This is a genomic window from Pseudomonas sp. CCC3.1, from assembly GCF_034347405.1.
Classification (GTDB): domain Bacteria; phylum Pseudomonadota; class Gammaproteobacteria; order Pseudomonadales; family Pseudomonadaceae; genus Aquipseudomonas.
Genome location: NZ_CP133778.1, coordinates 5,697,431 through 5,716,359 on the forward strand (window position 1 = coordinate 5,697,431; position 18,929 = coordinate 5,716,359).

At 55.8% G+C, this 18,929-nt stretch carries 16 protein-coding genes and 2 pseudogenes; 9 read left to right on the forward strand and 9 right to left on the reverse strand.

Annotated features, from left to right (window positions below; genetic code table 11):
* Positions 1–34 precede the first annotated feature (34 nt).
* The 3 genes from RHM56_RS25135 (at position 35) to RHM56_RS25145 (ending at position 2,166) form a co-directional block, all read left to right on the forward strand.
* Positions 35–403, forward strand: coding sequence for a hypothetical protein (locus tag RHM56_RS25135; protein WP_032894891.1), 369 nt, complete (start codon positions 35–37; stop codon positions 401–403).
* Positions 404–464: 61 nt separating this feature from the next.
* Positions 465–1,637 (forward strand): DUF3800 domain-containing protein, encoded by a 1,173-nt coding sequence (locus tag RHM56_RS25140; RefSeq protein ID WP_032894893.1) that lies wholly within the window; start codon positions 465–467, stop codon positions 1,635–1,637.
* Positions 1,630–2,166, forward strand: coding sequence for a hypothetical protein (locus RHM56_RS25145; protein WP_032894895.1), 537 nt, complete (start codon positions 1,630–1,632; stop codon positions 2,164–2,166). Before RHM56_RS25140 ends, RHM56_RS25145 begins: the two co-directional genes overlap by 8 nt.
* A gap of 264 nt (positions 2,167–2,430) precedes the next feature.
* Here RHM56_RS25145 and RHM56_RS25150 read toward each other — a convergent pair whose 3' ends face one another.
* From RHM56_RS25150 to RHM56_RS25160, 3 genes and pseudogenes are all read right to left on the reverse strand, one after another.
* Positions 2,431–3,873 carry a hypothetical protein gene (locus tag RHM56_RS25150; RefSeq protein WP_047338026.1) on the reverse strand — a complete coding sequence of 481 codons (1,443 nt, stop codon included), beginning with the start codon at positions 3,871–3,873 and terminating at the stop codon, positions 2,431–2,433.
* On the reverse strand, positions 3,870–4,856 hold the full coding sequence (locus RHM56_RS25155; protein ID WP_032894897.1) for a nucleoid-associated protein: 987 nt from the start codon (positions 4,854–4,856) through the stop codon (positions 3,870–3,872). The genes RHM56_RS25150 and RHM56_RS25155 overlap by 4 nt, the downstream gene beginning before the upstream one ends.
* A gap of 380 nt (positions 4,857–5,236) precedes the next feature.
* Positions 5,237–6,097: pseudogene (locus tag RHM56_RS25160) on the reverse strand (cation:proton antiporter); the annotation flags it as partial.
* A 321-nt stretch (positions 6,098–6,418) separates the two neighbouring features.
* Here RHM56_RS25160 and RHM56_RS25165 point away from each other — a divergent pair.
* Entirely contained in the window at positions 6,419–6,805 is a 387-nt protein-coding gene (locus RHM56_RS25165; protein WP_322237040.1) for an MAPEG family protein, read from the forward strand.
* 100 nt (positions 6,806–6,905) lie between these two features.
* Here the strand turns inward: RHM56_RS25165 and queC are convergent, their stop codons facing one another.
* Together queC and RHM56_RS25175 are read right to left on the reverse strand one after the other, a co-directional pair.
* On the reverse strand, positions 6,906–7,607 hold the full coding sequence (gene queC / locus RHM56_RS25170; protein WP_322237042.1) for a 7-cyano-7-deazaguanine synthase QueC: 702 nt from the start codon (positions 7,605–7,607) through the stop codon (positions 6,906–6,908).
* A 94-nt stretch (positions 7,608–7,701) separates the two neighbouring features.
* Positions 7,702–8,844, reverse strand: a complete 1,143-nt coding sequence (locus RHM56_RS25175) for a murein transglycosylase A (RefSeq protein ID WP_322237044.1) — start codon at positions 8,842–8,844, stop codon at positions 7,702–7,704.
* Between the two features lie 128 nt (positions 8,845–8,972).
* Here RHM56_RS25175 and RHM56_RS25180 point away from each other — a divergent pair, with 128 nt between their 5' ends.
* Positions 8,973–9,422, forward strand: coding sequence for a cytochrome c (locus tag RHM56_RS25180; RefSeq protein WP_322237046.1), 450 nt, complete (start codon positions 8,973–8,975; stop codon positions 9,420–9,422).
* Between the two features lie 71 nt (positions 9,423–9,493).
* On the opposite strand, the gene RHM56_RS25185 is transcribed toward RHM56_RS25180, so the two are convergent.
* From RHM56_RS25185 to RHM56_RS25200, 4 genes and pseudogenes are all read right to left on the reverse strand, one after another.
* The gene (locus RHM56_RS25185; protein ID WP_322237048.1) at positions 9,494–9,889 is read right to left on the reverse strand and encodes a DUF1090 domain-containing protein; all 396 of its coding nucleotides are present in this window, start codon (positions 9,887–9,889) and stop codon (positions 9,494–9,496) included.
* A gap of 90 nt (positions 9,890–9,979) precedes the next feature.
* A pseudogene (ligB, locus tag RHM56_RS25190) lies at positions 9,980–11,616 on the reverse strand (NAD-dependent DNA ligase LigB).
* A 154-nt stretch (positions 11,617–11,770) separates the two neighbouring features.
* Positions 11,771–12,961: a methionine adenosyltransferase gene (gene metK, locus RHM56_RS25195; protein ID WP_322237050.1), complete on the reverse strand. Its 1,191-nt coding sequence runs from the start codon at positions 12,959–12,961 to the stop codon at positions 11,771–11,773.
* Between the two features lie 19 nt (positions 12,962–12,980).
* Positions 12,981–13,976, reverse strand: a complete 996-nt coding sequence (locus RHM56_RS25200; protein ID WP_322237052.1) for a metalloregulator ArsR/SmtB family transcription factor — start codon at positions 13,974–13,976, stop codon at positions 12,981–12,983.
* A 261-nt stretch (positions 13,977–14,237) separates the two neighbouring features.
* On the opposite strand from RHM56_RS25200, the gene tkt reads away from it, so the two are divergent.
* The 4 genes from tkt to RHM56_RS25220 all read left to right on the forward strand — a co-directional run bounded on the left by tkt (position 14,238) and on the right by RHM56_RS25220 (position 18,853).
* Positions 14,238–16,235 carry a transketolase gene (tkt, locus tag RHM56_RS25205; protein ID WP_322237054.1) on the forward strand — a complete coding sequence of 666 codons (1,998 nt, stop codon included), beginning with the start codon at positions 14,238–14,240 and terminating at the stop codon, positions 16,233–16,235.
* A 121-nt stretch (positions 16,236–16,356) separates the two neighbouring features.
* Complete coding sequence (gene epd, locus RHM56_RS25210; RefSeq protein WP_322237056.1) at positions 16,357–17,412, forward strand: erythrose-4-phosphate dehydrogenase; 1,056 nt, start codon at positions 16,357–16,359, stop codon at positions 17,410–17,412.
* A 26-nt stretch (positions 17,413–17,438) separates the two neighbouring features.
* Entirely contained in the window at positions 17,439–18,602 is a 1,164-nt protein-coding gene (locus tag RHM56_RS25215; RefSeq protein WP_322237058.1) for a phosphoglycerate kinase, read from the forward strand.
* 32 nt (positions 18,603–18,634) lie between these two features.
* Positions 18,635–18,853, forward strand: a complete 219-nt coding sequence (locus RHM56_RS25220) for a hypothetical protein (protein WP_322237060.1) — start codon at positions 18,635–18,637, stop codon at positions 18,851–18,853.
* Positions 18,854–18,929 lie beyond the last annotated feature (76 nt).

The following is an 18,929-nucleotide window of genomic DNA, read 5'->3' on the forward strand; positions in this document are numbered from 1 at the left end:
CTAGATTTGGAGCTTTCTACGATCAAGGATGGATATGAAAAAGCTCATCGCAGTAATGGGGATCTGTGTCGCACTTGGCGGTTGCGCTACGTCCCACTACACCGCAGGGCGAGACTTTCCGTCGGCCAGTGTAGCGAGCATCACCAAAGGCAAAACGACGACTATTGAGTTGAAGTCCCTGTTTGGTGAGCCCTACGCCAAGAGTGCTGTCAGCGAGACTGACGAAAAGTGGATCTACACCTACACCAACGGCTCAGCCCATGCCCAGAGCTACGTGGTCACCATGAAGGTGACGACTACGGGCATTCAGAAAACGCTCGACGTTTTGATCCGTAATGACGTGGTCATCAACTACACGTTCAGCGAAGGCCCCGCTCCAGGCACTACCACTGCGACGAACTAAGTTCGCCACCTTGCCATTGGGCGACCCACCGCGCTCAGTACGTTGTTGATGGAGCAAGCTCATGGACAGAACCTATGCCTTCGTGGATGAGTCCGGGAATTCCGACCTTGATACGTCAAAGGGAGGGAGCTCGGGCTTCTTCATCGTGTGCTCCATTCTGGTGGCAGAGAAAGACCTGGAAGCTGCTTATGCCCAAGCTGAAGCACTCCGCATGCGTCACTTTCAAACAGGCGAGATCAAATCCAGCAATCTGAAGCCGAAGGATTCAGATCGCCGTTCCCGAATCCTCAACGAGCTAGCTGAGCTGCCTTTCAAGCTCTATTTCACCGTCGTTGATAAGTCCCGAATTCACAAAGACGGCGGCCTCCGTATCAAGACCTCGTTCATAAAATACGTGAACGGGTTGCTCTATGAACGCTTGTTCCGCGCATACCCTGACCTCCAGATGATCGTTGACGAGCATGGTGGCCAGGAATTTCAGGAGAGCCTCAAAAGCTACGTTGCAGAACGATTCGTGGACGACCTATTTGGCGATAAGGATGCGTTCCAGACGATGGCCAGTAAGGACAACGTTTTGGTTCAGGTTGCAGATTTTTTTGCTGGATCAGTCGCTCAGATCTACGAAGAGAAAGCTTCGGAAGAAGCAGTCCTTGCCTACAAAAAAATCCTACGCAGCCTGACTCTTGGAATGCTTGAGTGGCCATCCAAGTACCAGTCTCTTCTGCCACCGCCGACGGATGAGTCTGGGTATGCAGACTACCAAGTACACCAAGAAGCACTCCGCCAGGCTGATCGTTTTAGCGAGCGGGCTGGCGAACACCCTGATGAGGATGAGCGCCTGCAATTGAGTATCCTGCGGTTCTTAAGATTTCAAAGCGAATTCGTCACCAAGGATTACGTGCTGACTACGGAGATCATGGCGCATCTAAAAGACAGCGGACTTGGAGAGGTCAACGGCCAGAGAATCCGATCAAGTGGCATCGCCAAGCTTCGGGATGCGGACGTCATCATCACAAGCGCGGCCAAAGGCTACAAGATCCCTCAAACACGGGCAGACATTAACGAATTTCTTGAAAGAGCGTCAGGCATTGTTGTTCCTCTACTGGAACGGGTCAAAAAGGCTCGAGAGGTATATCGGCTGAGCAGTCGAGGAGAATATGACATCGTGACGGCGGCCAACTTGGCTGAACTAGCCAAGCTGCTCGCTGCGCTCGAGGCATTTGCAGATGACTGAACTCAGTCATGGCCAGGAACCTCACCAGGCTGCATTGATCCAGGATGAAATCCTAGAGATTCTGAAAGAAGCCAAGGTGCTCGCGCGTAGATTCTATCGCCTGACCGGCAAGCCGCTGGGCGTGACCGGCGAGGTGGCAGAGTACGAAGCTGCTACTCGACTCGGCCTGGTACTACATCCTGCAAGGCAGGCAGGTTACGACGCTACAGAGACGCTGGAAGATGGCGTCGCGAGAATCCAGATCAAGGGGCGATGTATCCTGAACTCGCAAAAGATTACGGGCCGTATGGGTGCAATTGATCTACGACAACCCTTCGATATTGTGCTCTTGGTGCTGCTTGATTCTGAGTTCAACGCATTTGCAATGTACGAAGCTAGCCGTGCCAAGGTTGAGGCAGCTTTGACCTTGCCAGGCTCCAAAGCTAGAAATGAAAGGGGAGCGCTGGCGATTAGGCAATTCATGTCGATAGCTGCGTTGCGCTGGGCTCGCCATGAGGCCAGCGAATCCGAGAGTCAACTACCCTCCTAGAATTGAACGCTGGTGGTACGTTGCTCTGAGATGCATATTTAATGTCCCCAATACGGCACATTAACCATCACTTTTAGGCTTAATGGCCGTATTTGGGTACATTACGCTGAGCAACGGAATGCGGACAATGATGGCTATAGCCCCTACCTCAGCCAGACCGGCTTCTGTTGTGTAAGCAAAGCCCTGATGGTTTTCGGCATAGTTTCTAAATATCTGTGTAGTAACACTGCGCCATAAAGATTCAATGGTAGTTAGACTTATAGTTTATAAAAGAAAGGCGGTGATGTAGTTCCACGCGCAGAAAAAATAATAATCAATGTGGTTCGCCACGAAGCTAGGTGCCGCGAGCGATAGGAAGTAGTGGACAATGGCTGCGTATAGACAGAAGCACACAGTCCAAGCAAGCCAGTAAACGGTGCGTCCGGACGATATAGGTTTTTCAACCAATCGCCTCCAGTCGTCGGATGACATAAAGTTGTAGATCTTCTTCCGCCATCCTTCTCTACTGCTGTCAGCAAGACTGTTAAAACGCAAGGTTGAAAGAGTGTTGATAACTAGGCTCAATATGAGAAGCACAGAAACACCAAGATACAGAATCGTGGTGGCTGTATCGGCTACGCCTGTAGTCGCTATCGGAGTCTTGAGAGCTAAGACAACACCCGCCACCGCGAAATCACGCCAGAGAGCTGATATTAAATCCCTTGTCGCAGTTTGTGTCTTATTAACCTCGTCCTGCAAACCCTTGCGCAGATCTCCCAGGCTTTTGACAGCCTCCTTGCTCTGATCTTGGAGATGAAAGGCGAACGCTTCCTTGGCCCCCGAGAGGCTATTTTTTAAGAGTGGCGTTGAGCCAGAGGGCCACGTCGTCCCACTGTTCCAGTTGATAGCAATGTGGTTGTTGAAAAGTTGGAATTTCGTTTCACACTCCCTAGGGGTGGAGTAGATCCACTGGCAGGTGTCGTGGAGTGTTTCAAAATTGATATCAGCCCAGTTAATAGGCTGGTCTATAGCTATGGGGAGTGAGCGCCCGCCTCGAAATATTACATGAGTCTCATCATCTTCCTTGCGAATCTCGGCAGGCAAGCAAAAGGAAAGCTTTTCCACAGCCACGCGTTTCCAGGCTGTAAAAGATTCGCTTTCAGCAATTGGCTCAGCAGTCAGCAGCCATGGCTCAAGCGACGGAGGGGTAAGGGAGTGGGTAAGATCCCGTACCATTTTCCAAGGTTTTTCAGGATGTTGAGTGGCGGTCGGTAAATTTTTATCTCCACCCATTTCTTTCACTAGAAACTGATGAGTGGAAAATTCAAAGGTTTCACTTGCAACCCACACGCACATTTTTTTCTGTGAGTTCTGTGCTGAAAATTGGTTTGTTCTCAACCAGTTTTCGAAACCTTTTAAAGTTAGGAAATAACACCAACCATCATCCGCTGGCTTCTCCAAGATGACTGTTAGTCTGTCATTTTCCACATCCTCCAAATCGAAATCCTTGATCTCGATGCTGTCGGAAACTTCTCCAAAAAGCTCTATCTTTCCGATGCCCATAGAACAAACACGCTGGGCAAGATCTTTCAATTCTCGAACAAACCCGGAAGATGTAACGCTCACTTCATCAATTCGAAAAATATGCGTAGTTTCAACCTGCGCAGAACCACCCGACGCCGTAAGTCGCTCAAAGAAGTTGCGAAGTTCCAGCGCTATCTGTTTCATGATTCACGCAAGCGACTTGTACGAATAGTAATAACAGTTTCATCCTTTCCATTTTCAATAGTTAAGCTTCCCTTTGCCCGCGCAGGCATATTTATGGTTATGCCTTCACTTGTTACGTATTTCTTTGCCTCATTGGTAGGTAGCTCTTCCTCATCGTAGGAGAACACCTCACCAGTCAAATTTAGGCTTTCCAATTCTTTGTCGAAGGTCGCCCGGATTTCATCTTGGCCATTGATGCCGAAAAAATCTGTGAAGAATTCGTCGACTTCAAAGTCTTTACGCTTTTTCGCAATCTCAACGACTTTCTCAGCGACCTTCGATGTGATAGCCGGCGGCAGATCACCCAGGTGTGTCCTTACAGTTTTTTTGATTGCCTTAACCAAATCTACCGTCATTTCCTTTGAATTTCGGAGGCGCTCTACTCCCAGGAATTCTTTGAAGAAATCACTGATTCCTGAGCGGCTCATTTTATCAATGATCACTACTTCTGAGTCTTTGGAATCCAAATCAATAAGAGCTGATTTCTGGAGCGCTTTTGGTGATTCAGTAAAGTTGTTGGTAACTGCCTGAAGTATTGCCTGGGCGCCCTTAGTTTCAAATGTAACGACTTTTTCAGAGTCATACTTAATTAACGAATAAAACTTTTTAGCACCTGTAACTAAACCAATTACGATCAATACGCCTGACTTCATACGTTTGTCGCCAAGGCGATGGAACTGTCGAGCCAAACTCTTGGAGATATCGACAAAATTCGACTCGCCCTTCTCCCAACTATTCAATTTAGCCTTTACTTGAGATATTTCAGCGAAAGAAAATTTATTGCCCTTGAGGGTTTCTTTGATGCGGTCAATGAAGAACGGCTCGAAGGTGCTTAAGGGGGTGTCGTCAAACAGGATCGGATCATCGGCTCGATGATGCACCACGTGAAAAATGAAATTCTCGATTTTCAGGGCTTCGATTTCTTTATCCGTAAGAGTGGCCAAGTTAAATCCTCATCCTTGCTGGTGGCGACATGACATTAAGCATTGATGTAAGCACCTTTTCAGCGTTATGCCTAGCGTCCCCCCACAGGGCGTAGCATGCGAATTACTGTATGAATATACACATAGAGAAAGCGGTTGGCTGCCGTTTGCCCCATCCAGGATCAATTGTCCGATGGAAGGCTCACTGGTGGGCGTGTTGAATCCTAGACGCGGGTGGTATGCCCACACCTTGATGTCTTGATGATGTGGATTCTGATAAAGGGGAGCGACCAGAATAGATAGCTCGGCAGGAACAGAGGCGCATCTCAGCTTTCAGTGGCGCTGCGTAGCCGCCTTCAATGTGACAAAGATGCAGGCCTTTTTGGCGCCTTTGGGAAAACCCAGAAACCGTCCATATAGCGACGGGTCATCTCGTTCATCGCCTTGTTGCGGCCCAGATTGCCGATGATCAGACCGGCAACCACCATCGCAATCGGCGCCGACACATGCAGCTCACTGGCCATGGCCGAGCCGCCAATCACCAGCGCCAGGGTCAGCATCACTTCGATCTGGTACTGCTCGATGCTTTTGATCATTCGGTACACCAAATAACCAATCAGGCCACCGAACACCACACCACCAATCGCCTCGTGCGCGAACAGCATCGCCGTGGCACTGATGCTCGGGGTTTCACCCAGTTGCACGATGCCGAGCAACACTGTGAACACCACAACGGCGGTGCCGTCATTGAACAGCGACTCGCCAACAATGGTGGTTTTCAGTGGCTTGGAGGCGTTGGCCGTACGCAGCACACCGAGCACTGCAATCGGGTCGGTGGGGGAAATCAGCGCGCCAAACAGCAAGCAATACAAGAAGCTGATATGCCAGCCGAACAGGGCAAAAATCCAGTACGCCAGGCTGCCGATGACCGTGGTTGCGATCAACACACCGACCGTGGCCAGCAGTCCGATGGGCCAGCGATAACTGCGCACGTCATTGATATTGACGTGCAAGGCGCCGGCGAACAGCAGGAACGACAGCATCCAGTTCATCAGCAAATCGCCGAAGTCGATCTGGCCGATCAGCTCTTGCACACGGTCTTCGAGGCCCGGATAACCGAGAAAACTCAAACCCTGCAACAGCAGCGAAAACATAAGGGCGGTGACCATGACGCCAATCGTTGGCGGCAGGCCGATAAAACGGAAGTTCACGTACGTGAGTAGTGAGGTCAGACAGATAAACGCAGCAACAAGCTCAAGCATCCGGGATCCTGTGGTGGCGTGAGTGAATGAAAGCCCGATCAGTTCGGGCTATAGGTTTGATGTAATCGCAGCTGTCAGGGACACATCTTTACCCGGTACAGCCTTCGTTTAGCGTAGGCGTTGGTACAGGTTGCGATGATTTGATCTGCAACGTGCTTGGACACGCCCCCGGCGCAAAAGATCGCTGGAAGTTTAGAGGGGTGCTGTTACAACTAAGAGAGCGCTAGTAGAGCCAAGAACCTTTTGCTGGCTCGAGGCTCTTAGCCTGTGGACGGGTGCTGATCGGCATGCTCGTGATGAAACTCTAAAAAGGAAATTCCAATGACGGTTGCCTTCTGGTGTGTACTGATTGCCCTGTGTTTGCCGTACGTGTGTACCGGCATTGCCAAGTTCAGCCAAGGCAAGTTCGGGCCTCGGCAAAACCACGATCCGCGTGCGTTTCTCGACACGCTGGAGGGGTTTGCCAAACGTGCGCACAACGCCCAGCTCAATAGCTTTGAAGTGACCCCGGCGTTTGCGGCGGCGGTGATCATTGCCGACATCGTAGGCAACGCCCAGCCTGTGACGATCGACGTGCTGGCCGTGCTGTTCATCACCAGTCGCCTGCTGTACATCATCTGCTACCTGGCCGACTGGGCGCTGATGCGTTCGATTGTGTGGTTTATCGGCATGGGGCTGATCGTCAGCTTCTTCTTTGTGTCGATGTAAATCCAAGCCCGCGTAATCGCTGCCGCAGGCTGCGGCAGCGATTACACGTTGTTTGCCTGCCACACACCGAACGTGTTGATAGCGCACAAGGGGCGGGGTGTTATGCGGGTTTTTGCAGCTTGCTCCGCAAGTTTTGGCGCACTTCAGCGGTGTTGCTCAGGTAGTCGGTCAACCCTTTCGAGCGCAGACTGCACGCCGCACAATGGCCGCATCCCGCGCCTTTCAGGCCGTTATAGCAAGTCAGTGTCTGGTCGCGAATCAAGTCCAATTGGTGGTGCTCGTCAGCCAGCGCCCACACTTCGGCTTTGTTAAGCCACATCAATGGCGTTTCGATGCGCACGTCGTAGGCCATGCCCAAGGTAATCGCCTGGTTAAGCGACTTCACGAACTCATTGCGGCAGTCCGGGTAACCCGAGAAGTCGGTTTCGCACACGCCAGTAATGACGGTTTTGGCCTGTACCTGATAGGCGTAGATAGAGGCCAGTGTCAGAAATAAAATATTGCGCCCCGGCACGAATGTATTCGGCAAACCGGTTTCAGGATCAGAGGCGTCGGGCACTGCAATGTCGTCTCGGGTCAGGCTGCTGACCGTCAATTGATTAAGCAAGGACGCATCCAGGACGGTGTGCTTTGTGGCACCCAGTTGCTTGGAAAGGGTTTGCGCCACCTCAATCTCTGCTCGATGGCGTTGGCCATAGTCAAAGGTGATGCAGTGCACTTCGTCATAGAGGGGCAGCGCCTGCACTAAACAGGTGGTTGAGTCTTGTCCGCCACTGAAAACGATAACCGCTTTTTTATTCATGTTTTCTGCCTGATTAAAAATGCGCAGAGAGGTTTCTGCGCTGACAAAGGAGCTCAAAAGATTGCGGCCTGCGCAGCTCGGGGTTGTGCGGTGCTCACTGCGGCAACGCAGCGCCTTTTGGCCACAGCAGCCAGATATTGCCTTTCTGCTTCATGTCGCCAGCAATTTGTCCGGCCTGGGGACCGGTACCCACGAAGAAGTCGGCACGCACTTCGCCAGCAATTGCGCCGCCAGTGTCTTGCGCGGCAACCGGGCGCACGATGGGTTGGCCATCTGCCTGGGTCGTCGATAACCACAGCAGGCTGCCCAGCGGGATGATCTTGCGATCCACGGCCACGCTGTAGCCCGGCGTCAGCGGCACGTTCAGCGAGCCGCGCGGGCCTTCGTTGCTGTCAGGGTTCTGGGTGAAAAACACATAGCTTGGGTTGCTGGCCAGCAGCTCGTGCACGCGTTCGGGGTGAGCCACCGCCCACGCGTGGATGGTACCCATGGTCACGTCTTCTTTTTTCAGTTCGCCCTGTTCAACCAACCAGCGGCCAATAGGTTTGTAGGGGTGGCCGTTCTGGTCCGCGTAGCCAATGCGCAGTTGGCGGCCAGTGTCGAGTTGCACGCGGCCAGAACCCTGGATTTGCAAAAACTGGAGGTCCATCGGGTCGGTCAACCAGGCCAGCACCGGGGCATTCAAGCCTTTGCTGTTGATGGTTTCTGCTGTGTCGTAAGGCTTGAGCACGCGGCCTTCAAGGCGTCCGCGCAGGCGCTTGCCTTTGAGTTCAGGGTAAATGCTGTCCAGGTTCACCACGATCAGGTCGGACGGTACGCCGTAAATGGGCACGTTGGCGGTAGCGGTCGGTTTCAGGCTGCCGGGGTAAACCGGTTCGTAATAGCCGGTGATCAAGCCGTCGCTGCTGCCTTCGGCCGAGCGCAAGCTGTACACGTCGAGGTGGGTTTGCAGAAAACTGCTGATCTCGGCCACGCTCGGGTTGGCAGGCAAACTGGCAGCAGCGCTGCAAAGGGTGCCCCAGTTCGGGTCGGCCTTGAGTCGGGTGCACGCACTGCGCCAGGAGGCGAAGCCGCTTTGCAAATCGGTGCCGGTGACTTCGGGCAGCGCGCTCCAATCGGCCTTGATGTAGGTGGTATGAGGTTCGGGCTTTGCGTTGTCTTTGTCGGTGCCATTGCAACCAGCCAGCAGCATGACAACGGGTAACGCCCAGGCCAACGGCTTGAAAAGTGATCTCATCAACGGTGTTCCTTCAAGGTTGCCGAGGTCAACTGACCTTTCAGGCAATCCATATACTTAATAGGGGTATTGGTCTTTACGCGTGACACGGGGATACTGGCGGCCGTTTTCCGTGACGTGAAGCCACCATGACTGTTAAACACTGTTTCGTCGTATTGCTGGCCTGCCTGACGCTCTCGGCGTGTGGTGGCGTTGACCCCGATTCACCGCTGGGTCAGCGTAAAGCGATTTTCAAGCAAATGCTCAAGACCAGCGAAGAGCTAGGCGGCATGTTGCGTGGCCGGGTTCCGTTCGATGGCCCGCGCTTTGCCGAAGCCGCTGTGCAACTGGATGCGTTGGCTCACGAGCCCTGGAAGCATTTTCCTCAGGTCAAAGAGTCGGAACAAACCAGCGCCACGGATGCCGTTTGGCAAAATCAGGCGCGTTTTCAGGCATTGGCGCGCGAGTTGGAAGCCGCGACGGGCGAGTTGGTGATCGCCAGTCAGGTACAACCGTACCAGGCCAGCAACCTGGCGCCAGCGGTGCAGAAAGTCGAAGACACGTGCAGCGCTTGCCACAAGGCATTCAGGAATCATTGAGCCTGTAGGAGCGAGCTTGCCTCGCGATCTTTTGATCTTTAACAGATCGCGAGGCAGGGGGACTCAGTGGCTTACTTGTCCAACTGATCCAGCGCTTCTTGCAGTTCTTTGCGCGACTCAGCGAGCTTGGTTTTACGCTTGTCGATTTTTTCCGGATCGCCTTTCTTCATGGCTTTATCCAAGTCTGCCTGGCGTTTGCTGACTTCATGCTTGGCATCCAGCACTTTGTTTTCGCGTTCTTTCTTCAGGCCCGCCTCGGTGCAGTTCGCATTCACTTCGCTCAGGGCTTTTTCCAGACCCGCGACTTGGTTGCTGTTGCCGTGGGCACGCGCTTGCTCAAGTTGCAGGGTGATGGCGTGCTTCTTGGCGGCGCAGCCCGTTGGTTCCGGTGCTTGATCAGCGGCCATCAAAGGGGCGGCCAGCAGGCCACACACAGTCAACAGGACGAGGGGTGAAAAACGTTTCATAAAAGGCTCCATGACTAAAAGTGACAATAAACACAATTTGAATAAACCGATGCGCAGCATACGCCTCGGGTAAAGGTGCGGGTGCGGTCTCTAATCGAAACCGGCAATCCCGGCAGCACGTAATTCTTCACTTAACGCGTGTACATTCGGTTCACGAAAAAAACACTCAGTTGCGCGGCACGCCGGGCGCCGATGCCGGAGTAGGTCTGCCAGGCCTGCTCGTCGCGTGCAACCAGCGCCTGCCATGACTGCCCCAGCGGTGCATCACCCGTGGGCGGCAGCCCGAGGGCTTTGACCCAACGCTCAAACGGTTGTTGCCGCGCACTGTGCAAGCTTGCGAGCAAACGCTCGCTGCTGCGTTCACCGAAGCCAGCAATGTTAGCAAGCTGAGCGCTGTCCAGGGTCATCCAATCAAGCAGGTGAGTTATGCGTCCCGCATTAACCAGCGTTTTCCAGGTGCCGGGCCCGGTGAATGGCAGCGCCAGCCCTTGTTTGCCGCTGAGCCAATTAAGGCGTGCCAAAAACTGGCTTTCGCATCCCGGTGTCGCCTGCCAGCAGCTTAGAGCATGGAAGTTATGGGGGTTGGGTGTTTTGACTTCAACGCGCTCGCTGGCGCGCAACGCCACGCTGTCCAGCCGTGGAATGGTCATGCCCGCCAGGCTGATGGCAACGTGATCACCGGGGCGAATATCCAGGCTTTGCCAGCGCTGTAACGAACCTGCGCTGATGCGTTTGATGGTGCGGTCGTCCAGACGAACCGGGGTCAGTTCCAGCATGGGCGTGATGCGCCCAGTGCGGCCAATATTGAACGTTACTTTGCGCACTTCACTCAACGCCTGGGCATGCGGGTATTTCCACGCGGCCGCCCAGTTGGGCGGTTTGGCCTGCCAGCGTTCTGCCGCCGGGCGCTGGCTTTGGCGCAATACCACGCCGTCACTGGCGAAGGGCAGCGGGTTGTTATACCAATGCTCGCGCCAGTGTCGGGCATGATCGAGGTGTTCGATGGGCTGGCTGTAGGTGTGGCTGTCGGTGAAGCCCAGCGCGCTCAATTGCGCGATACGTTCGGCTTGCGCTGTTGGGCCTTGGGGCCAGTCCCACACAAATAACCCGATGCCCTGGCCTTGTTCGGGGCTCAATTCATGCCGTGCCATCAACCCGGCCACGGTGCTGCGCGCATTGACGCTGCCGGCCTTGGCTTGAATGTGACCAGGCAAGCGCCAATACAGTTCGCCTTGCAGCAACCTGTCCACAGGCTTCGACAGTTGTTGGGGGATGGCCTTGATGGCACGCGCCGAGCGGGTCCAGTCCTGCCCCGCTTGCCCGTCGCCCCGGCTGATGACGTGCTGCAATTGGCCCTGTTTATAGATCAGCGTGACCGCCACGCCATCGACCTTGGGCTGAATCCACAGGTCTTGGCGGCCCTTGATCCACTCTTTAACGGCAGGTTCATCTGCCAGTTTGGCCAAGCCTGTCTGGGCCACAGGGTGCGCGACGGGGCCGCTTGCGGTCTGTAGCGGATTGTCCACGCCAAGGCACTGTTCTAGACGACTGCGTGACTGGTCGTACACCGCGTCGCTGACTAATGACACCCCCAAGCGGTGGTAGCTGTCGTCCCAGACCTTGAGTTGCTGGCGCAGTGCCTGAGCGTCAGTGCAGGTGTTGGCGAGTGAGTTGGAGCTGAGAAAAGCGAGCAAAAGCCCACTGAAAAGGCGGAGTGTGGCCAGCATCATGAGCGTCCTTGCCCGGAGTGAATGCTTAAGGCTAGTGGACGGTTGTCAACGCGTACGGGCAGAGGATTGCCGCGTGTTTCGGTGCCTGCCGACAGCCACAAAAAAGCCCCGAACAGTCACCTGTCCGGGGCTTTGGGTGCAGCAGGCTTACTTACAAACCAGCGGCAGTGCGCAGCTCTTCAGCGCGGTCGGTACGCTCCCACGTGAACGTGGTGAAGGTATCGTCGCCAACCGTTTTGGTCTGCGGGGTGCGGCCGAAGTGGCCGTATGCTGCAGTTTCCTGGTACATCGGGTGCAGCAGATCAAGCATCTTGGTGATGGCGTATGGACGCAGGTCGAACACCTCACGCACCAGCTTGATGATCTTGTCGTCGGAGATTTTGCCAGTGCCGAAGGTGTTCAACGAAATCGAAGTCGGTTGAGCGACGCCGATTGCGTAGGAAACCTGGATCTCGCAACGCTCAGCCAAGCCGGCAGCCACGATGTTCTTGGCCACGTAACGACCGGCGTAAGCTGCCGAACGGTCAACCTTGGATGGATCTTTACCCGAGAACGCGCCGCCGCCGTGACGGGCCATGCCGCCGTAGGTGTCCACGATGATCTTGCGACCGGTCAGGCCGCAGTCGCCCACCGGGCCACCGATGATGAACTGGCCAGTCGGGTTGATGTGGAACTGGGTGTCTTTGTGCAGCAGATCAGCAGGCAGCACGTGCTTGACGATCAGCTCCATCACGCCTTCGCGCAGGTCTTTGTTCGAGACTTCCGGGTTGTGCTGGGTCGACAGCACGATGGCGTCGATGGCGACAACCTTGCCGTCTTCGTAACGGCAGGTCACTTGCGACTTGGCGTCCGGGCGCAGCCAAGGCAGCAGGCCGGATTTGCGGGCTTCAGCCTGACGCTGCACCAGTTGGTGCGAGAACGTGATCGGGGCAGGCATCAGCACGTCAGTTTCGTTGCTGGCGTAGCCGAACATCAGGCCCTGGTCGCCAGCGCCCTGATCTTCAGGCTTGGCACGGTCAACACCTTGGTTGATGTCTGGGGACTGCTTGCCGATGATGTTCATCACGCCGCAGGTCGCGCCATCGAAGCCGACGTCCGAGCTGGTGTAACCAATATCGGTGATCACGTCGCGAACGATCTGTTCCAGGTCAACCCAGGCCGAAGTGGTCACTTCGCCCGCGATGATTGCTACGCCGGTTTTCACCAGAGTTTCGCAGGCCACACGGGCGTGCTTGTCTTCAGCAATGATGGCGTCCAGCACCGCATCAGAAATCTGGTCGGCGATTTTGTCCGGATGCCCTTCAGACACGGACTCGGAGGTGAAAAGGGAGTATTCGCTCATCTCGACGGTTTCCTAATAATTACCGATGGTGAGTGTCGCCAGCCGGCCGCTGAAAGTGGCGGACCTGAATCTGGAAACCATTACGTAAGCCTACATAGAGGCTGTCCCCGGGAACGAGTCCCGCAGCGGTGGCCCAATGGGCCAGATCATCGTGTTCAAAACCAAGCCACAAATCACCGCAAGCCTCGCGGGCCCACGCCTGATTATGGCTACACAACTCTGTTACCAGCAGGCTACCGCCAGGTTGCAGCAAGGTGGCCAGTTGCCTGAGTGCTTCAGCCGGTGCCGCGAAATGGTGCAAGACCATGTTCACTACCACGCAATCGGCCTGGATCTGCGTACCGTGCAGCGCGTCGGCCAGCAGCAGGCTGACGTTGTTCAGTGACTCGCGTTCACAGAGCTGGCGGGCCAGTTCAAGCATCACCGAGCTGTTGTCCAGCGCCGTGACCTGTTGGAAGCGGCGGGCCAGGTCGGGCAAGAAACTGCCATCGCCGGGGCCGACTTCCAGGGCCGTGGCCGCTGGGCTAAAGCTCTGTTTGTCGAGCAGCGCCAAGACGCTGTCACGATACTGTGGCAAGCCAGCGATCAAATCCTGTTGAGCGCGAAATTTCTCGGCAATACGCGAGAAAAAGTCCTGACTGGCCGCTGCCCGGTGTCCATGTACGGCACTGATGCGCGCTTGCACGTCGGCAGGCAAGGTCAGGTTATCGACCTCTTCCAGCAACGCAGCATGCAACTTGCCGCCCAGCAGCTCGGTGTGGGGCAAGGCCCGACGATAAAAAATGGCATTGCCTTCACGACGCGTCGCTACCAGTTGTGCCTGGGACAACACCTTGAGGTGATGGCTCATGCCTGACTGGCCGGTAGCGAAAATGTGCGTCAGCTCCAGCACTCCAAATGAATCGTTGGCCAACGCGCGCAGCACATTGAGTCGCAGCGGGTCGCCTCCAGCCTTGCACAGGGCAGAGAGCTCGTCGCAATCGTCATGGCGGATTGAAGGCACGCGTAAGTTCATGGGGCCGCAGTCTAGTTACCCGCCTCACGCCCCGCAAGTTCAATATCAAAACTTTTTGATATTGATTGATGGCCGGCACGTTTGTCGGGCCATCTGTGCTGATTAACGAAATGAAATGTCCGATCTTCAACAGGTTGAACGGTTAAGCGCAGGAAAAATGCTTCAAGCGACTATCTGTCATTGCCCCGAGGGCAGTGCGTGAGGGAAAATGCTCGCCTTTTTTCCGTTTCGATTTAACTTTCAATACCCAGGAGAACAGCGATGCCCAGCCGTCGTGAGCGTGCCAACGCCATTCGTGCACTCAGCATGGATGCCGTGCAAAAAGCCAACAGCGGCCACCCAGGTGCCCCTATGGGTATGGCGGATATCGCCGAAGTACTGTGGCGCGATTATCTGAAGCACAACCCGAGCAACCCGTCGTTCGCTGACCGTGACCGCTTCGTGCTGTCCAACGGCCACGGTTCGATGTTGATCTACTCGTTGCTGCACCTGACCGGCTATGACCTGTCGATCGACGACCTGAAAAACTTCCGCCAACTGCACAGCCGTACCCCGGGTCACCCGGAGTTCGGTTACACGCCGGGCGTTGAAACCACCACAGGTCCGTTGGGTCAGGGCTTGGCTAACGCCGTGGGCTTTGCCCTGGCTGAAAAAGTCATGGGCGCGCAGTTCAACCGTCCTGGCCACTCTGTTGTCGATCACCACACCTACGTGTTCCTGGGTGATGGCTGCATGATGGAAGGCATTTCCCACGAAGTTGGCTCGTTGGCCGGCACCTTGGGTCTGAACAAACTGATCGCGTTCTACGACGACAACGGCATCTCGATTGATGGCGAAGTTGAAGGCTGGTTCACCGACGACACGCCAAAGCGTTTCGAAGCCTACAACTGGCAAGTGATCCGCAACGTTGACGGTCACGATCCGGAAGAAATCAAAACAGCGATCGAAACCGCTCGTAAAAGCGACAAGCCAACGCTGATCTGCTGCAAAACCACCATTGGTTTTGGTTCGCCGAACAAGCAGGGCAAAGAAGAAAGCCACGGTGCTCCACTGGGCGCGGACGAAATCGCCCTGACCCGCAAGGCGCTGGACTGGAACCACGGCCCATTTGAAATCCCGGCTGATATCTACGCCGAATGGGATGCCAAACAAGCCGGTGCTGCGGTTGAGTCCGAGTGGGACAAGCGCTTCGCGGCCTACGCTGCCGAATTCCCGGAACTGGCGAGCGAGCTGACCCGTCGCCTGAGCGGCAAACTGCCAGCTGACTTCGATGCCAAGGCTAACGCCTACATCGCTGAAGTCGCTGCCAAAGGCGAAACCATCGCCAGCCGTAAAGCCAGCCAAAACGCCCTGACCGCCTTTGGCCCGCTGTTGCCAGAACTGCTGGGCGGCTCCGCTGACCTGGCCGGTTCCAACCTGACCATCTGGAAAGGCTGCAAGAGCATCACCGGCGAAGACGCCAGCGGCAACTACGTGCACTACGGTGTTCGCGAGTTCGGCATGAGCGCCATCATGAACGGCGTGGTTCTGCACGGCGGCCTGGTGCCTTACGGCGCGACCTTCCTGATGTTCATGGAATACGCCCGCAACGCCATCCGCATGTCGGCCCTGATGAAGCAGCGCGTGATCTATGTGTTCACCCACGACTCCATCGGTCTGGGCGAAGACGGCCCGACGCACCAGCCGGTTGAGCAACTGACCAGCCTGCGTACCACGCCGAACCTTGACACCTGGCGCCCAGCCGACGCGGTGGAATCCGCAGTGGCCTGGAAATTCGCTCTGGAGCGCAACGACGGCCCGTCCGCGTTGATCTTCTCGCGTCAGAACCTGACCCACCAAACCCGTGATGCTGGCCAGATTGCCGACATCAACCGGGGTGGCTACGTGCTGAAGGACTGCGCAGGCGAGCCTGAGTTGATCCTGATCTCGGCCGGTTCCGAAGTGGGCCTGGCTGTTCAGGCCTACGACAAGCTGACCGAACAAGGCCGCAAGGTCCGTGTTGTTTCGATGCCCTGCACCAGCGTGTACGAAGCCCAAGATGCAGGCTACAAGCAGTCGGTTCTGCCGCTGCAAGTGAGCGCGCGTATTGCTATCGAAGCCTCCCACGCAGACTACTGGTACAAGTACGTGGGCCTGGAAGGCCGCGTCATTGGCATGACCACCTACGGCGAGTCGGCGCCTGCGCCTGCCTTGTTCGAAGAGTTCGGCTTCACCCTGGAAAACATCCTGGGTCAGGCTGAAGAGCTGCTGGAAGACTAAGTAAGTCCCTGTAGTCGCTGCCGAGGTACGAAGGCTGCGATCTTTTAAGATCAAAAGATCGCAGCCTGCGGCAGCGGCTACAGGGTTTTGCATTGATTGCCCGCCCTGATAAGAGAACCCCATGCCTCAACCGCGTCCTTACAAAGTTGCACTCAACGGCTACGGCCGGATTGGTCGTTGCGTCTTGCGTGCGTTGTTTGAGCGAGGGGCAGATGCCGGGTTTGAAATCGTTGCACTGAATGATTTGGCCGACATGGCCAGTCTCGAATATTTGACGCGCTTCGACTCCACGCATGGCCGGTTCCCCGGCGAAATACGGATCGAAGGCGACTGCCTGCACATCAATGGCGACTGCGTGAAAGTGTTCCGCAGTGCCACCCCCGAAGGTATCGACTGGGCTGCGCTGGGCGTTGATCTGGTGCTGGAGTGTTCTGGCGTCTATCACACCCGTGCCGACGCTCAGCGTTTTCTCGATGCCGGGGCACCTCGCGTACTGTTTTCGCAGCCTATGGCCAGCGAAGCCGATGTCGACGCGACCATCGTTTATGGCGTCAACCAACACAGCCTGACCGGCGACGAGCGTCTGGTGTCCAACGCGTCCTGTACCACCAACTGCGGCGTGCCGTTGTTGCGTTTGCTGGATGAAGCGTTCGGCCTTGAGTATGTGTCGATCACCACGATTCACTCGGCGATGAACGACCAGCCAGTGATTGATGCCTATCACCACGAAGACCTGCGTCGTACGCGCTCGGCGTTCCAGTCAGTGATTCCGGTGTCTACCGGCCTGGCCAAAGGCATTGAACGTTTATTGCCGGAACTTGCTGGCCGTATTCAAGCCAAAGCCGTGCGAGTCCCGACGCTTAATGTGTCATGCCTCGACATTACATTGGTCACGGCGCGCGACACCGACGCCGCAGAAGTGAATCGTGTGCTGCGCGAGGCCGCGACCAGCGGCCCGCTTAAAGGTTTGCTGGCCTACACCGAGTTGCCGCATGCCAGTTGTGATTTCAACCATGACCCGCATTCGGCCATTGTCGATGCCAGTCAGACACGCGTTTCCGGCCCGCGGCTGGTGAACCTGCTGGCCTGGTTCGACAACGAATGGGGTTTTGCCAATCGAATGATCGATGTGGCAGAACACTATTTGCACGTAACCCATCCCAACACCGCTCTCTAACTTTAGACACTCAGGAACTGCGACCCATGACCGTGTTAAAGATGACCGACCTCGATCTGCAAGGTAAACGCGTGCTGATCCGCGAAGACCTCAACGTCCCAGTCAAGGACGGTGTCGTCACCAGCGATGCGCGCATCCTTGCTTCGCTGCCGACCATCAAGCTGGCGCTGGAAAAAGGCGCAGCGGTTATGGTCTGCTCGCATTTGGGGCGTCCGACCGAAGGCGAATTCTCGGCTGAAAACAGCCTGAAGCCTGTAGCGGACTACCTGAGCAAAGCCCTGGGCCGCGAAGTGCCGCTGGTCAGCGACTACCTGAACGGTGTCGACGTCAAAGCGGGCGACATCGTGCTGTTCGAAAACGTGCGCTTCAACAAAGGCGAGAAGAAAAACGCCGACGAACTGGCCAAGCAATACGCCGCCCTGTGCGACGTGTTTGTGATGGACGCGTTCGGTACTGCTCACCGCGCTGAGGGTTCGACCCATGGCGTCGCCAAATTCGCCAAGGTTGCGGCGGCAGGCCCGTTGCTGGCGGCAGAGCTGGAAGCACTGGGCAAAGCCTTGGGCGCCCCGGCCAAGCCAATGGCGGCCATTGTTGCCGGCTCCAAAGTGTCGACTAAGCTTGAAGTGCTCAACAGCCTGAGCCAGATCTGCGACCTGCTGATCGTGGGCGGCGGCATTGCCAATACCTTCCTGGCGGCTGCCGGTCACCCGGTCGGCAAATCGCTGTACGAACCAGACCTGCTGGACACCGCTCGCGCCATCGCCGCCAAGGTCAACGTGCCGTTGCCGACTGACGTGGTGGTGGCCAAGGAATTCGCGGAGTCGGCCGAAGCGACCGTCAAACTGATCGCCGACGTAGCCGCCGATGACATGATTCTGGACATTGGCCCGCAAACTGCTGCGCACTTTGCCGAACTGTTGAAATCTTCCAAGACTATTCTGTGGAACGGTCCAGTGGGCGTGTTTGAATTCGACCAGTTCGCAAACGGCACTAAAGTACTGGCCCAGGCTATCGCTGACAGTGATGCGTTCTCGATTGCAGGCGGTGGCGACACTCTGGCTGCCATCGACAAGTACGGCATTGCTGATCAAATTTCGTACATTTCGACTGGCGGCGGTGCATTCCTGGAGTTCGTTGAAGGCAAAGTACTGCCTGCTGTAGAGATTCTGGAAAGCCGCGCTAAAGCCTGAAAATGACTCAGGCCCTGAAAGGAAGCATGGACATGGTCAAGTTGTTACCGCTGTTAATGATTGCGGGCTTTTTGGCCGGTTGCTCCGGGTCGGCCAAGCCATCGGCGCAAGCGGCCACGCCTGAAGAGAGTGGCTGTTACCAGGCCGACTGGCAGGCGCAGAGCGTGCCGCTGGTCAATAAACGCTCAGGGCCTGAAGCGCTGGAAAAGTACGAGACCCCGCAAGCTTCAAAAGAGCGCGGGTGTCCTTAAGGCTAATGGTGTAGGAGCGAGCTTGCCTCGCGATCTTTTGAATTTTTAAGAGATCGCGAGGCAAGCGCGCTCCTAC

Bases quoted from the DNA above. Each gene is read 5' to 3' on its own strand.
- RHM56_RS25135 (WP_032894891.1), top strand. From the start codon at position 35: ATGAAAAAGCTCATCGCAGTAATGGGGATCTGTGTCGCACTTGGCGGT.
- RHM56_RS25140 (WP_032894893.1), top strand. From the start codon at position 465: ATGGACAGAACCTATGCCTTCGTGGATGAGTCCGGGAATTCCGACCTT.
- RHM56_RS25145 (WP_032894895.1), top strand. From the start codon at position 1,630: ATGACTGAACTCAGTCATGGCCAGGAACCTCACCAGGCTGCATTGATC.
- RHM56_RS25150 (WP_047338026.1), bottom strand. From the start codon at position 3,873: ATGAAACAGATAGCGCTGGAACTTCGCAACTTCTTTGAGCGACTTACG.
- RHM56_RS25165 (WP_322237040.1), top strand. From the start codon at position 6,419: ATGACGGTTGCCTTCTGGTGTGTACTGATTGCCCTGTGTTTGCCGTAC.
- queC (WP_322237042.1), bottom strand. From the start codon at position 7,607: ATGAATAAAAAAGCGGTTATCGTTTTCAGTGGCGGACAAGACTCAACC.
- RHM56_RS25175 (WP_322237044.1), bottom strand. From the start codon at position 8,844: ATGAGATCACTTTTCAAGCCGTTGGCCTGGGCGTTACCCGTTGTCATG.
- RHM56_RS25180 (WP_322237046.1), top strand. From the start codon at position 8,973: ATGACTGTTAAACACTGTTTCGTCGTATTGCTGGCCTGCCTGACGCTC.
- RHM56_RS25185 (WP_322237048.1), bottom strand. From the start codon at position 9,889: ATGAAACGTTTTTCACCCCTCGTCCTGTTGACTGTGTGTGGCCTGCTG.
- metK (WP_322237050.1), bottom strand. From the start codon at position 12,961: ATGAGCGAATACTCCCTTTTCACCTCCGAGTCCGTGTCTGAAGGGCAT.
- RHM56_RS25200 (WP_322237052.1), bottom strand. From the start codon at position 13,976: ATGAACTTACGCGTGCCTTCAATCCGCCATGACGATTGCGACGAGCTC.
- tkt (WP_322237054.1), top strand. From the start codon at position 14,238: ATGCCCAGCCGTCGTGAGCGTGCCAACGCCATTCGTGCACTCAGCATG.
- epd (WP_322237056.1), top strand. From the start codon at position 16,357: ATGCCTCAACCGCGTCCTTACAAAGTTGCACTCAACGGCTACGGCCGG.
- RHM56_RS25215 (WP_322237058.1), top strand. From the start codon at position 17,439: ATGACCGTGTTAAAGATGACCGACCTCGATCTGCAAGGTAAACGCGTG.
- RHM56_RS25220 (WP_322237060.1), top strand. From the start codon at position 18,635: ATGGTCAAGTTGTTACCGCTGTTAATGATTGCGGGCTTTTTGGCCGGT.